Origin of the sequence: Lactococcus sp. (assembly GCF_036648155.1) — a bacterium.
Classification (GTDB): Bacteria; Bacillota; Bacilli; order Lactobacillales; family Streptococcaceae; genus Lactococcus; species Lactococcus cremoris.
In genome coordinates, this window is record NZ_JAVXIY010000005.1 from 167722 (window position 1) to 181130 (window position 13409).

Sequence of the window (13409 nt, forward strand, 5' to 3'; positions counted from 1 at the left end):
TCTTAGGGAAAAGCCTCGAGTTTATTGCTATGACGGGGCTTTCATATCTTAGACAAATTTGGTATAATTAAATTTGTAATTTTTACAATTTACATTATTATTATAATATTTTATAAGAAGGAGCCACTATGGCAAATGAAACTGTCATTCAAATGATTGATGTCACCAAACGTTTTGGTGATTTTGTCGCAAACGACAAGGTCAATCTTGAGTTGAAGAAAGGTGAGATTCATGCATTGCTCGGCGAAAATGGAGCCGGTAAGTCAACCTTGATGAACATCCTCTCAGGACTCCTCGAGCCTAGCGAAGGCGAAGTCCACGTCAAGGGAAAGCTCGAAAGCATCGATTCCCCCTCTAAAGCAGCAAACCTCGGTATCGGAATGGTTCACCAACACTTCATGTTAGTTGACGCCTTCACAGTTACTGAAAACATCATCCTTGGTAATGAAGTTACTAAAGGAATCAACCTCGATTTAAAGACTGCTAAGAAAAAAATTCTTGAACTTTCTGAGCGTTATGGTCTTTCTGTTGAACCTGATGCGCTCATTCGTGATATTTCTGTTGGTCAGCAACAACGTGTCGAGATTTTAAAAACACTTTATCGCGGGGCAGATATCTTAATTTTTGATGAACCAACTGCCGTTTTGACTCCTGCTGAAATTACAGAATTGATGCAAATCATGAAAAACTTGATTAAAGAAGGTAAGTCAATCATTCTGATCACCCATAAGTTGGATGAAATTCGTGCCGTAGCTGACCGTATCACAGTCATTCGTCGTGGTAAATCTATTGATACCGTTGAGCTTGGCGACAAAACCAATCAAGAGCTTGCAGAACTCATGGTCGGACGCTCTGTCTCATTTATTACTGAAAAAGCTGCTGCCCAACCTAAAGATGTCGTCTTAGAAATTAAAGACCTTAATATCAAAGAAAGTCGTGGCTCCCTAAAAGTAAAAGGATTATCACTTGATGTTCGTGCTGGTGAAATCGTAGGAGTAGCCGGAATTGATGGTAATGGACAGACAGAATTAGTAAAAGCAATCACTGGTTTAACAAAAGTGGATTCAGGTTCTATCAAGCTTCACAATAAGGACATTACTAATCAACGCCCTCGAAAAATAACTGAGCAATCAGTTGGACACGTTCCAGAGGACAGACATCGTGACGGACTCGTTTTGGAAATGACAGTCGCTGAAAATATTGCCTTGCAAACCTACTACAAACCACCAATGAGCAAATATGGTTTTCTAGATTACAATAAAATCAACAGTCATGCTCGTGAACTTATGGAAGAATTTGACGTCCGTGGAGCTGGTGAATGGGTTTCTGCCTCATCTCTTTCTGGTGGTAATCAGCAAAAAGCAATTATCGCCCGAGAAATCGACCGTAATCCCGACTTACTTATCGTTTCCCAACCCACACGTGGTCTTGACGTTGGAGCGATTGAATATATTCATAAACGTTTAATCCAAGCTCGTGATGAAGGAAAAGCAGTCCTTGTTATTTCTTTTGAACTTGATGAAATTCTTAATGTCTCTGACCGAATCGCTGTAATTCACGATGGACAAATTCAGGGAATTGTAAGCCCTGAAACAACCACAAAACAAGAACTCGGTATTTTAATGGTTGGAGGTAACATTAATGAATAATAAAACAAGAAAAGTCCTCGTTCCTCTCATTGCCATTGTTTTTGGTTTCCTGTTAGGTGCGATTATCATGCTAGCCTTTGGCTATAACCCGATTTGGGGTTACGAAGATCTTTTTATTTCTGCTTTAGGAAGTGCAAGATCCATTGGTGAAACCCTACAAACTATGGGACCTTTGATTTTGACTGCTCTATCCTTTGCCGTTGCCATGAAAGTCGGCCTCTTCAATATCGGTATGTCAGGTCAAGCATTAGCTGGTTGGATTAGTTCCATGTGGTTTGCTTTAAGTTTCCCAGATATCCCCCGCTTACTGATGATTCCTTTAGTTGTAATTATCGGAATGGTCTTTGGAGCATTTATGGGATTCATACCCGGTATTCTTCGAGCTCTACTTGGCACCTCCGAAGTTATCACAACGATTATGTTGAATTATATTATGTTGTTCTTCTCAACATTTATGATACACAGTATGTTCCAAAAAAACATTTTGATGGACAATACTACTGACCAAACAAAATTAATTAGTGCAAATGCTTCATTTAGAACCAATTGGATGTCCTCATTAACTGATAATTCAACCTTGAATATCGGACTAATCATTGCATTAATTGCCCTTGTGATTATGGCCATTATCTTCACTAAGACAACTCTTGGGTTTGAAATTAAAGCAGTTGGTTTAAATCCTGACGCTTCAGAATATGCTGGTATCTCAGCAAAACGTACCCTTATCTTATCTATGGTTGTTGCCGGTGCCCTCGCTGGTCTTGGTGGTGTTGTTTATGGGTTTGGATACATGCAAAACTTTGTCTCTCAATCGGCATCCCTTGATATCGGATTTAATGGGATGGCTGTTGCCCTTCTTGGCGGTAATAGTCCTATCGGTATTCTCTTTGCCGCTCTTCTTTTCTCTATTCTTCAAACAGGTGCACCTGGTATGACAAACGATGGTATTCCACCAGAAATCGTTAAAGTTGTCACTGCTGCAATTATATTCTTCATCGCAGTGAAATTCATTATCGAAGTCATGCTACCAAAAGCTAAGGCAATCAAAGCTTCAGAAGCCGCTAAGAAGAAAGGAGAAAAAGCATGAACGTCGTAAACACTTTACAGATTATTGTCGCTAATATGCTCATCTATTCAACACCTCTAATCTTTACAAGTATTGGTGGTGTCTTCTCCGAACGAGGCGGAATCGTCAATGTCGGTCTCGAAGGAATAATGACTATCGGTGCCTTTAGTTCCGTTGTCTTCAACTTAACTACTGCCGGGATGTTTGGAAGCATGACCCCTTGGCTCTCAATCCTCTTTGGAGCTTTAATCGGTGCGCTCTTCTCTTCTCTTCACGCGGTTGCTACCGTCAACCTTAGAGCAGACCATATCGTATCTGGGACCGTACTTAACTTGATGGCTCCAGCACTTGGAGTATTCCTACTTCAAGTTTTCTACCAACAAGGTCAAATTAATATCAATGAACAAATTGGTTATTGGAACGTTCCTTTACTTTCTAATATTCCTGTCATTGGTAAAATCTTCTTTACTCAAACTTCACTCCCAGGTTTCCTTGCAATAGTTGTTGCAATTCTCGCTTGGTACGTCCTATTTAAAACTCGCTTTGGTCTTCGCCTTCGTTCTGTTGGTGAAAATCCTCAAGCAGCTGACACCCTTGGGATTAACGTTTATGCCTATCGTTGGGCTGGGGTACTTCTCTCTGGTGTTCTCGGAGGAGTTGGTGGAGCAATCTATGCTCAAGCAATTTCTGGTAACTTCTCAGTTTCAACTATTGCAGGACAAGGTTTCATTTCGCTTGCAGCCATGATTTTTGGTAAATGGAATCCAATTGGAGCAATGCTATCATCACTTCTCTTTGGACTCTTTACTTCACTGGCCGTTGTCGGTGGTCAAATCCCAGGAATCAAAGAAATCCCTTCTTCATTCCTACAAATGGCACCTTATGTCTTTACAATTATTGTCTTGGCACTCTTCCTTGGAAAAGCAATTGCGCCTAAAGCTGACGGGGTAAACTATATCAAATCCAAATAAATTTCTAAAAATAAAAAAGCCTGTCGATGAACAGACTTTTTTATTATAGTTTAAAGCAAACTTTTAAATATAAAAAAAGAGTTAGTTGAAATTCTCTACTAACTCTTTTTTATTTTTAGTTTTTAACTGCAGAAGCAAATTCTTCTTTAGCAAAAGCTTCATCGATGATAGCTTTCAATTGAGCTCCAGAAGCTTCCATTTTTTGCATTTCAGCATCGTTCAATGGAATGTGAATTGGGTTAACGACACCTTCAGCACCAACTACAGCTGGTTGGCCAAGGTAGCAATCATTTACTCCATATTGTCCATCTTGGAATACTGATACAGGAAGTACTGCATGTTCATCATCAAGAATTGCTTTAGTAATACGAGCAAGGGCTACAGCAACACCGTAGAATGTTGCACCTTTTTTAGCGATGATTGAGTAAGCAGCATCACGTACAGATTCAAACAATTCAACTATTTCTGCTTCGTTAAGGTAGTCATTTTCTTGGAACCATTGTTCCAATTTAACACCAGCAACGTTAGCGTGTGACCAAACAGCAAATTCTGAGTCACCATGTTCACCCATGATGTATGCGTGGATTGAACGAGCATCAACGTCAACTTTTTCAGCCAATGCTTGACGGAAACGTGCAGTATCAAGCGAAGTACCTGAACCTACAACACGGTTTTTAGGGAAACCAGAGAATTTCCAAGTTGCGTATGTCAAGATGTCAACTGGGTTAGCAGCAACGAGGAAGATTCCTTTGAATCCTGAAGCAACAATTTTAGTTACAACATCTTTAGTAATACGAAGATTTTTTTCAACAAGGTCAAGACGAGTTTCACCTGGTTTTTGTGGAGCACCAGAAGTCAAGACAACGAGGTCAGCGTCGCTTGCATCAGAGTAGTCTGCAGAGTAAATCTTTTTAGGTGATGTAAATGCCAAGGCATGAGAAAGGTCTTCTGCATCTCCTTGAGTTTTTTCTTTAAAAAGGTCAACAATACCTAATTCTTGTGCAATTCCTTGGTTAACAAGGGCAAAAGCGTATGATGAACCTACAGCACCGTCACCAACAAGGATAACTTTCTTACGTTGTTTATCAGCCATGATTTTCTTTAATTCCTTTCAAATTATAAACGAGTATTTTTATATAAGTTAATCTAATCAACAATAGGGCCTGTCGATAGCGGCAGGCTGTATTGTTTTAGATCATTAATTGACAAATTATTTAACAGTGCGGATACGCATTGTATTAGTGCGACCAGTACCAACTGGAACACCAGCAACGATGATGATATTGTCGCCAGCTTCAACCAAACCAGAAGCCAATGCAACTTTTTCAGCAACTTCAAACATGTCATCAGTAGATGCAGGTTTTTCAGTCATCATTGGGATAACACCCCAGTTGATCATCAATCCACGTTCAACTTTTTCGTCAAATGTGATAGCCAAGATATCAGCATCTGGACGGTGTTTAGAAATCAAACGAGCTGTGTTACCAGATTCAGTCAAAGCAACGATCAATTTAACATCCATAGCTTCTGCAGCATTTTTAACTGATGCAGCAACAACTTCTGTTACAGTTGATTTGTCGTAACGTTCTGGGTGAAGACGTCCGTATTCTTTCAACATTGTTTGAGCGTTTTTGTTAACAGTAGCCATTGTACGAACTGATTCGCGTGGGTATTTACCATTAGCAGACTCACCTGAGAGCATTGTAGCATCAGTTCCGTCAATAACAGCGTTAAATACGTCTGAAATTTCTGAACGTGTCGCACGTGGGTTGTAAGTCATTGATTCAAGCATGTTTGTTGCAGTTACAACAATTTTACCTGCTTTGTTGACTTTGCTGATAATCAATTTTTGGTAAACTGGAACCATTTCAAATGGAACTTCGATACCCATGTCACCACGAGCAATCATGATACCATCAGCTGCTTCGATGATTTCATCAAGGTTTTCAATCCCTTGTTGGTTTTCAATTTTAGCCAAAAGTTGTACGTGTGGATTACCAGTTTCTTCACAAATACGACGTACTTCTTTAACGTCATTTGCAGTACGTACGAATGAGATAGCGATAAAGTTAATTCCACCAGGTTGTGAAAGACCGAAACGGATATCTGCATCGTCACGTTCAGCAAGGGCTGGGAAAGGAATTTTAGTGTTAGGAATGTTAACACCTTTTTGTTTACCGATAACACCATCATTTTGTGCTTCAACTTCGAATTCACGAGTTGCTGCGTCTTTACCAGTCAATGACAAACCAAGTTTACCATCATCAATCAAGATAGTTTGACCGATTTCAACATCATCAAAGATGTCAAGTCCGCCAGCTACGTTCAAGGCAATCAATTCAGGAGTTGATTTAAGACCTTGTTTAGTTGCAACGCGGAATTTATCTCCAGTAACAACGCTGATTGAATCAGCACCATCAGCGAAGAGTTCTGTACGCATTTCAGGACCTTTAGTATCAAGCAAGAAACCTACTTTGTGACCAGCGATTTCTTCAGCGCGGTGAACAGTTGCCATACGAGCACCTTGTTCAGGATGGTCACCGTGTGAGAAGTTGAAACGGAAGACGTTTGCGCCTTCTTCAATCAAAGCTGCAATGTTTTTTGCTGATGCTTCGACGTCAAGAGATTCTCCCCAATAGCCGCTTTCACCAAATTTTTTGCCACCACGAATTTCGACAGCAGGTCCAAGAGTTGAGACGATTTTTACACGTTTATTCATTTTGTGTTTTTCTCCTATAATGATTAATTATATATCTCTGCCCTAATTATGCGTTTAACACTTAACTAGAAACAGATTTGCAGTAACTTAGTTAAGGTTAAGATTGTTGAGTGCTGAGTTAAGACGGTAAAGTTCAAGACCGGCTTTATGCGGGTTGTTTACTTTGATGCCACCTTCAGTAGTCAAACTAAAGAGTGCTCCTTCTTCAGCAGTTCCGAGAATTGGACTTTCTACAAGTTCTTCATTACGGATACCAACGGCTACGCCACCGATTCCATCACGAAGCAATTCAACGGCACGAGCTCCCATACGTGAAGCAAGAACACGGTCACGAGCTGTTGGTGAACCACCACGTTGGATGTGTCCAAGAACAGAAACACGAAGGTCTCCTTTATAACCAGCTTCTTTAAGTTTTGTAGCAAATTGTTCACCAGACATCACACCTTCTGCAAGGACAATAATATGGTGATTTTTACCTTTTTCGTAGCCTTTGTTGATATTGTTCACTACGTTTTCAATCTTAAATTCTTTTTCTGGAATACAAATATCATCCGCACCAGCAGCGATACCAGCATTCAAAGCGATATCTCCAGCATTACGTCCCATTACTTCTACAACGAAAGTACGGTTATGTGATGATGAAGTATCACGGATTTTATCCAAGGCATCTACGACTGTTGAAACAGCTGTATCAAAACCAATTGTAAAATCAGTTCCTACGATATCGTTATCGATTGTGCCTGGAAGTCCAACAGCTGGGAAACCATGTTCTGTAAGACGCATAGCTCCATGGTAAGATCCGTCACCACCGATTACAACGACACCTTCGATACCGAATTTTTTAAGTTGCTCAATCCCAGCAAGTTGTCCTTCTACTTGAGCAAATTCTGGGAAACGTGCTGAGTACAAGAATGTACCACCACGACCGATTTTATCACCAACTGAAGCTGACGTAAGCGGGAAAATGTCTCCCGCAACCATGCCCGCATATCCGTGATTGATACCGTAAACTTCGATACCTTCAGAAATTGCTTTGCGAACAACTGCACGAATAGCCGCATTCATCCCTGGGGCATCACCACCAGAAGTCAAAACTGCAATGCGTTTCATTTAAATCTGTCCTCCGAAATTGAGATACACAGCAAAAATACGTAAACGTTATTAATATTTTTACCATGTTCATTTGTTGTCTAGTTCATTATATCACGTATTTATAAAAAAATCTCTTTACAAACTGTATGAAACGTTTTCATTGTTTCTTTTTTTCTAAGCCTTATTTTGCAAGGGTTTTCTAACATTTTCAAATAATTTTTTTAGACTTCATTTGCTTCTTATTCTTCTATAATATGACACAATATTAGCCATTCTATTCTTTTATATTTTAACAAAAAAGTAAAGAATCTTTTACTTTTTTGTTTATTTTTCTAATTATTCATTTTGAAAATTGAAATTATTTTCATAAAAAAATGAATTCCTTTCGAAATTCATTTTCAAGATTATGCTTCGTAACGTTTTTCACCATCAAGATAAGTCGCAACTAAATCATATTCATTGTCTAATACGATGAAATCAGCTGCAAGCCCTGGTTTGATTTGTCCACAAACATCATCAATATTTACTGATTTTGCTGGTGTTAACGAAGCCATCATAACTGCTTCTGCTGGTGTAGCAATCCCCCAGTCAATCACATTTTTAACGGCTGTTTTAAGTGTTAAAATTGAAGCGGCTGGGCGGCCTGTTGGAAGCCAAGCTGCACCATCGCGCACTTCTACTTCGTATTCTCCAAGCATATAAGGACCATCAGGAAGTCCTGCGGCACGCATTGAGTCTGTAATCAAAACAACATGGTCAGCGCCTTTCATTTTCACAACAATTTCAGCGGCTTCTGGACGAACATGGTGACCATCACAAATTAATTCAGCGTAAGTATTTGGAGTATTTAAAATTGCTCCAACCATCCCTGGTTCTTGGTGGGTCATTCCTGACATCCCATTGAATGTGTGAACCCATACAGATGCTCCAGCTTGAACACCGGCAACTGCTTGCTTATATGTCGCGTTTGAATGGCCTAAGGCAATGACAACCCCTGATTCAGTCGCTTTACGAATAAAGTCTTCTGAACCTTCGCGTTCTGGTGCAAGACCAATTTTCTTAAGCATTCCATGTGCAGCTTCTTGCCAATCTTCAAGCTCCCACATTTTAGCATCACGCATGTATTTAGGGTTTTGAGCCCCTTTCTTTTCTTCTGTAAAGAAAGGACCTTCAAAGAAAATACCACGTACTTTAGCTCCGCGTGCTTCTTGGTAGTGTTCTCCTACAACTGTACAGACCGCTTTCAAGCCTTCATGGTCATCTGTTAAAGGACTTGGCAAAAATGAAGTAACTCCTGCTGACAATAATCCTTCTGACATTGTCCCCATGATTCCTTCTACTTCAGCATCTTGGGCATCTGCACCACCGAAACCATGAATATGTGTTTCAACTAATCCTGGGGCAATAGATTGTCCTGAATAATCTAAGATTTCAGCTCCTGCTGGCGCTTCTTCTGTCCATTCTCCAAATTTTCCATCAGTAATTTCTAAGAAACCACCTTTTTTTGTTTCATAAGCGTAGAAAAATTGATCTGCTTTAATATAGTAAGTCATAAATATCTCCTCTTCTTTTTCTTTAATTTTAGCACCCTTTATCTTTTTTGTCAATAAACAGTATATACCAATTATCAGAATAAAAAAATTACTGACAGCTTCGTCAGAGCTTATCTATCACACGTTGGCGGATAAGAATGCTGGTCAATTTCTGTCAGTAATTTTAAAATTTAATTTAATTGTTTATTATTTGATAATTGTAACAATTTTTCTTTAATTTCTTCTTCCATCTTAGAAAGTTCAACTTCACCTTGTTGACGTTTTTGACGTCCTTCCGCTTGAATACGCATGGTTTCTTGGATAGTATCCACTAGGTTTTGTTGAGTTAATTTCAATGTTTCAATATCAACTAAGCCACGTTCATTTTCTGTTGCGGCTTCAATTGTTGAAGCTTTAAGCATTTCTGAATTCTTACGCAACAAATCATTGGTTGTTTCAGAAACAATCCGTTGGCTAGTCAATGCATCTTTTTGTTTCAACAAAGTCAAAGCAATCGCCACTTGGTTCTTCCAAAGAGGAATCGCAGTATTTATGGAAGTTTGAATTTTTTCAGCCAATTCTTGGTTGGTGTTTTGAATCAAACGGATTTGTGGGGCTTGTTGGATGGTCAGCTGACGAGCAAGCCGTAAATCATGGGCTCGTTTTTCTAAACGATTTTTATATGATTCTAAATCATTCACTTTTTGAACAATTAAGGCATTGTCAGTAGATTCTTGCGCTTCCTTGCGTGCTTGAGGTAATATTTCAGTGTCCAATTCTTGAACTTTTAATTCGGCCCCTGCAATATAAACATTCAAGGCTTTGAAATAATTCAGGTTTTCATCATAGAGTTTGTCAAGCATTTCATTATCTTGCAAAAGCCCTTGTTGTTCATTATTTAATTTGGCCGAAATTTTGTCAATTCCAGCTCCGATTTTTTGATATTTTTGAGTCACTTCAAAAATCGAGCGTTTAACTTTACCAAACATTTTGGTAAAAATCCCTTTGTTTTCAGCAACCAATTCGTTGGGATTGGCTTGTTGCAAATTGAACATCAAGTCTGTTAGTGATGAGCCAACTTCACCTAAATCTTGGGCTTGAACTTTATTTAAGACACTTTGCGAAAATGCTGAAATTTTATCTTGAGCACTCGCTCCATAATTAATGACAGATTGGGCACTTGATTCATCCAATTGTTTAGATAATTCTTTTGCTTTTTCTAATTCGTCAGTAGAAAGGACTTCTACAGCTGCCAATGAGGCATTTTGATGCATTTTTACAATTTCTGATTTTTGTTGCTCATCTAATTGGTCTGCTTCTTTGATGACTTTATCATTCGTCATCAAATCATCTAAAATTGGGTTGTCCATATCTTTATTTTCCTTTACTAGTCTTAGATTACTTACTTTATATTATAAATGATTCCTGCCAAAATTGACAGGAATATTCGTCTTTTATTGACAGAATCGTCAGTTTTTACTGACAAAAATTATTTAATCTTGTCAGTAAATTTATTTGTCAAAATCAACTTGATGTTTAATGACATTCACATCATCCATCAGTATTTCGTGGTAATTTTTAGAAATCGAATTAGACAATGTTTTTATCAATAATAGAGTCTCATCTAAATCACGATTAATATCTTCGGTTCTTACTGATTGTTTCTTCATCTCGATAAATTTCTCTGACAATTTGACCATATTTGGCAAGTCTTTATAAAGAAACTCATTTTGTTTAGTAAGTTCTTGTGGATTTTGAACAATATATTTGAAAGTATGCTTACTAGCATCTAAGCCACCTGTTACTGACTCAACAACTTGTAAATCATCTTCTTTTTTCAATAATTTTTCCCAAGTTTTGATGTTTTCTTTGGCTTCAGATAAGTTTTCACGAAATATTTTGATGTCTGTATCAGAAAGTCCTGCTTCGTGGTAACGTTCAATATTTTCTTTTTTACTCATTCCTTTGTCCTGATACCTCTCTTCTTTTTCAGTCGAATTTTTGCGCATAAAACTGATACCTATAATCATTTTTATTATTAAGAAAAAGAGAACTAAACCAAAAATCACATTCACGATTCCTAGATGACCATAACCAAACATCATCCCGTGATGATTCATAAATAAACTGACTGGCATATTTTTTTCCTCCCGCTTGTGTCCTGTTTTCACAAGTTTCTAATTTTTAAATTTCAATTTTAAGAATAACCTTTCGGATATATCTCTATTTTATCATAATATTTAAACCCTAAATCATACTTAGGGCTGATTTTTATTCTTGCTTATGTTAAAATGTAAAGGAAACCAAAATGAAAGAAAGGATCATTTCTATGAATCCACAAAAAATTGCAGTTTTAGGTCCAGGCTCATGGGGAACTGCTCTTTCACAAGTTCTTAATGATAATGGTCATGAAGTTCGTATCTGGGGAAACAACCTAGAACAAATGGCCGAGATAAATGAAAAACATACGAATACACGCTACTTTAAAGATGTTGTCTTAGATGAAAAAATAAAGGCATATAGTCGTTTAGATTTAGCTTTGGAAAATGTTGATGCCATCCTATTTGTTGTACCAACGAAAGTTACACGATTGGTTGCAAAACAAGTTGCCCAAGTCCTTAAACATAAAGTTCATATCCTACATGCTTCAAAAGGGCTTGAACAAGGGACACATGACCGAATTTCGACAATTCTTGAAGAAGAAATTCCAGCTCAATTTCGCGGTGAGATCGTTGTCGTTTCTGGCCCTTCTCATGCTGAGGAAACGATTGTTCGCGACATCACTTTGATTTCTGCAGCTTCTATCGATCATGATGAAGCAAAATATGCTCAATCCATCTTTAGTAATGACTATTTCCGTCTCTATACTAATACTGACGTGATTGGAGTCGAGACAGCTGGTGCTCTTAAAAACATTATCGCGGTTGGAGCAGGGGCATTACACGGTCTTGGTTTTGGTGACAATGCTAAAGCAGCAATTATTACCCGTGGGCTTGCCGAGATTACTCGATTAGGCGTTGCCATGGGAGCTGAACCTTTAACTTACAGTGGTCTTTCCGGAGTCGGTGACCTTATTGTAACAGGGACGTCCATTCATTCACGAAATTGGCGGGCAGGCGATGCTCTTGGCCGCGGTGAAAAAATAGCAGATATCGAAAAGAATATGGGAATGGTTATTGAAGGAGTTTCAACGACTAAAGCAGCTTATGAGCTTGCTCAACGACTTGGAATTGACATGCCTATCACTGAAACAATTTACAAAGTTCTTTATGAAAATCTTGATGCAAAATCAGGAATTCTTGATATCATGCGCCGCGAAACTCGCGCTGAAAATGAATTCATTAATATTAATAAATAAAAAAATTCGATTTTACTAATTAAATAAAGGAGTTAATTATCATGAAACAAACTACAGTACCTAACAAAGCCAGAAAAGTTCGTAAAGCTGTTATTCCTGCCGCCGGTCTTGGAACTCGCTTTTTACCAGCAACTAAAGCCATTGCCAAAGAAATGTTACCAATTGTTGATAAACCTACTATCCAATTCATCGTTGAAGAAGCTTTGAAATCTGGAATTGAAGACATTTTGATTGTAACTGGTAAAGCAAAACGTCCAATTGAAGACCATTTTGACTCAAATATTGAGCTTGAACAAAATTTGCTTGAAAAGGGAAAAACAGAATTACTTAAACTTGTTGAAGAAACAACAGATATCAACCTTCATTTTATCCGCCAATCTCATCCAAAAGGTTTGGGACACGCTGTTCTTCAAGCCAAAGCTTTTGTTGGCAACGAACCTTTTGTAGTTATGCTTGGTGATGATTTGATGAATATCACAGGCAATGAAACTCCTTTGACTAAAGACTTGATTAATGATTATGAAAAAACTCATGCTTCAACAATCGCTGTAATGAAAGTACCTCATGATGAGGTTGACAAATACGGAGTAATCGACCCAAATGGTGAAGTTTCTAAAGGTCTTTACAATGTTGAACGTTTTGTTGAAAAACCAAAAGTTGAGGAAGCTCCTTCAGACCTTGCAATTATCGGTCGTTACCTCTTGACTCCAGAAATTTTTGATGTTTTAGAAACACAAGTACCTGGTGCTGGAAATGAAATTCAATTAACTGATGCGATTGAACGTTTGAATAAAACACAACGTGTCTTTGCTCATGAATTTACTGGGAAACGTTATGATGTAGGTGATAAACTTGGTTTTGTGGAAACAACAATCGAATATGGTTTAGAACATCCACAAATCGGCGACAATTTGAGAAATTATATCATCGAAAAAGCTAAAGAACTTTCTAAAGATGAGCCAAAACAAAATACGAAAAAATAAGAAGAGCCTATTGGCTTTTTCTTTTTGATTTCGTGAATT

Annotated in this window: 11 protein-coding genes; 5 read left to right on the forward strand and 6 right to left on the reverse strand. The window is 38.2% G+C overall.

Going from position 1 to position 13409, the window contains the following annotated elements:
* Window positions 1-128 precede the first annotated feature (128 nt).
* From RSC39_RS06640 to RSC39_RS06650, 3 genes are read left to right on the forward strand one after another with little or no spacing between them, the layout of a single operon-like run.
* Window positions 129-1649 carry an ABC transporter ATP-binding protein gene (locus RSC39_RS06640; protein WP_332536023.1) on the forward strand — a complete coding sequence of 507 codons (1521 nt, stop codon included), beginning with the start codon at window positions 129-131 and terminating at the stop codon, window positions 1647-1649.
* Complete coding sequence (locus tag RSC39_RS06645) at window positions 1642-2736, forward strand: ABC transporter permease (protein ID WP_332536025.1); 1095 nt, start codon at window positions 1642-1644, stop codon at window positions 2734-2736. The genes RSC39_RS06640 and RSC39_RS06645 overlap by 8 nt, the downstream gene beginning before the upstream one ends.
* Entirely contained in the window at window positions 2733-3686 is a 954-nt protein-coding gene (locus RSC39_RS06650) for an ABC transporter permease (protein WP_011676327.1), read from the forward strand. Before RSC39_RS06645 ends, RSC39_RS06650 begins: the two co-directional genes overlap by 4 nt.
* A gap of 115 nt (window positions 3687-3801) precedes the next feature.
* Here the strand turns inward: RSC39_RS06650 and RSC39_RS06655 are convergent, their stop codons facing one another.
* The 6 genes from RSC39_RS06655 to RSC39_RS06680 form a co-directional block, all read right to left on the reverse strand.
* Window positions 3802-4779: an L-lactate dehydrogenase gene (locus RSC39_RS06655; protein WP_332536027.1), complete on the reverse strand. Its 978-nt coding sequence runs from the start codon at window positions 4777-4779 to the stop codon at window positions 3802-3804.
* A 117-nt stretch (window positions 4780-4896) separates the two neighbouring features.
* The gene (pyk, locus tag RSC39_RS06660; RefSeq protein WP_021037372.1) at window positions 4897-6405 is read right to left on the reverse strand and encodes a pyruvate kinase; all 1509 of its coding nucleotides are present in this window, start codon (window positions 6403-6405) and stop codon (window positions 4897-4899) included.
* 87 nt (window positions 6406-6492) lie between these two features.
* Complete coding sequence (gene pfkA, locus RSC39_RS06665) at window positions 6493-7515, reverse strand: 6-phosphofructokinase (protein ID WP_063282354.1); 1023 nt, start codon at window positions 7513-7515, stop codon at window positions 6493-6495.
* 386 nt (window positions 7516-7901) lie between these two features.
* Window positions 7902-9050 (reverse strand): N-acetylglucosamine-6-phosphate deacetylase, encoded by a 1149-nt coding sequence (gene nagA / locus RSC39_RS06670; protein ID WP_043735011.1) that lies wholly within the window; start codon window positions 9048-9050, stop codon window positions 7902-7904.
* Window positions 9051-9220: 170 nt separating this feature from the next.
* Entirely contained in the window at window positions 9221-10399 is a 1179-nt protein-coding gene (locus RSC39_RS06675) for a toxic anion resistance protein (protein WP_021037374.1), read from the reverse strand.
* A 141-nt stretch (window positions 10400-10540) separates the two neighbouring features.
* Window positions 10541-11167 (reverse strand): 5-bromo-4-chloroindolyl phosphate hydrolysis family protein, encoded by a 627-nt coding sequence (locus RSC39_RS06680; protein WP_011835023.1) that lies wholly within the window; start codon window positions 11165-11167, stop codon window positions 10541-10543.
* A gap of 191 nt (window positions 11168-11358) precedes the next feature.
* On the opposite strand from RSC39_RS06680, the gene RSC39_RS06685 reads away from it, so the two are divergent.
* Together RSC39_RS06685 and galU are read left to right on the forward strand one after the other, a co-directional pair.
* Window positions 11359-12387 (forward strand): NAD(P)H-dependent glycerol-3-phosphate dehydrogenase, encoded by a 1029-nt coding sequence (locus RSC39_RS06685; RefSeq protein WP_063282382.1) that lies wholly within the window; start codon window positions 11359-11361, stop codon window positions 12385-12387.
* A gap of 41 nt (window positions 12388-12428) precedes the next feature.
* A complete protein-coding gene (gene galU / locus RSC39_RS06690) occupies window positions 12429-13370 on the forward strand; it encodes a UTP--glucose-1-phosphate uridylyltransferase GalU (RefSeq protein ID WP_063282355.1) in 942 nt (313 codons plus the stop codon).
* The last annotated feature ends 39 nt before the right edge of the window (window positions 13371-13409 follow it).

What these genes read in the sequence shown, in the direction of transcription:
- RSC39_RS06685 (WP_063282382.1), top strand. Translation starts at nt 11,359, where the DNA reads ATGAATCCACAAAAAATTGCAGTTTTAGGTCCAGGCTCATGGGGAACT.
- pfkA (WP_063282354.1), bottom strand. Translation starts at nt 7,515, where the DNA reads ATGAAACGCATTGCAGTTTTGACTTCTGGTGGTGATGCCCCAGGGATG.
- RSC39_RS06675 (WP_021037374.1), bottom strand. Translation starts at nt 10,399, where the DNA reads ATGGACAACCCAATTTTAGATGATTTGATGACGAATGATAAAGTCATC.
- RSC39_RS06655 (WP_332536027.1), bottom strand. Translation starts at nt 4,779, where the DNA reads ATGGCTGATAAACAACGTAAGAAAGTTATCCTTGTTGGTGACGGTGCT.
- nagA (WP_043735011.1), bottom strand. Translation starts at nt 9,050, where the DNA reads ATGACTTACTATATTAAAGCAGATCAATTTTTCTACGCTTATGAAACA.
- RSC39_RS06640 (WP_332536023.1), top strand. Translation starts at nt 129, where the DNA reads ATGGCAAATGAAACTGTCATTCAAATGATTGATGTCACCAAACGTTTT.
- RSC39_RS06650 (WP_011676327.1), top strand. Translation starts at nt 2,733, where the DNA reads ATGAACGTCGTAAACACTTTACAGATTATTGTCGCTAATATGCTCATC.
- RSC39_RS06680 (WP_011835023.1), bottom strand. Translation starts at nt 11,167, where the DNA reads ATGCCAGTCAGTTTATTTATGAATCATCACGGGATGATGTTTGGTTAT.
- galU (WP_063282355.1), top strand. Translation starts at nt 12,429, where the DNA reads ATGAAACAAACTACAGTACCTAACAAAGCCAGAAAAGTTCGTAAAGCT.
- RSC39_RS06645 (WP_332536025.1), top strand. Translation starts at nt 1,642, where the DNA reads ATGAATAATAAAACAAGAAAAGTCCTCGTTCCTCTCATTGCCATTGTT.
- pyk (WP_021037372.1), bottom strand. Translation starts at nt 6,405, where the DNA reads ATGAATAAACGTGTAAAAATCGTCTCAACTCTTGGACCTGCTGTCGAA.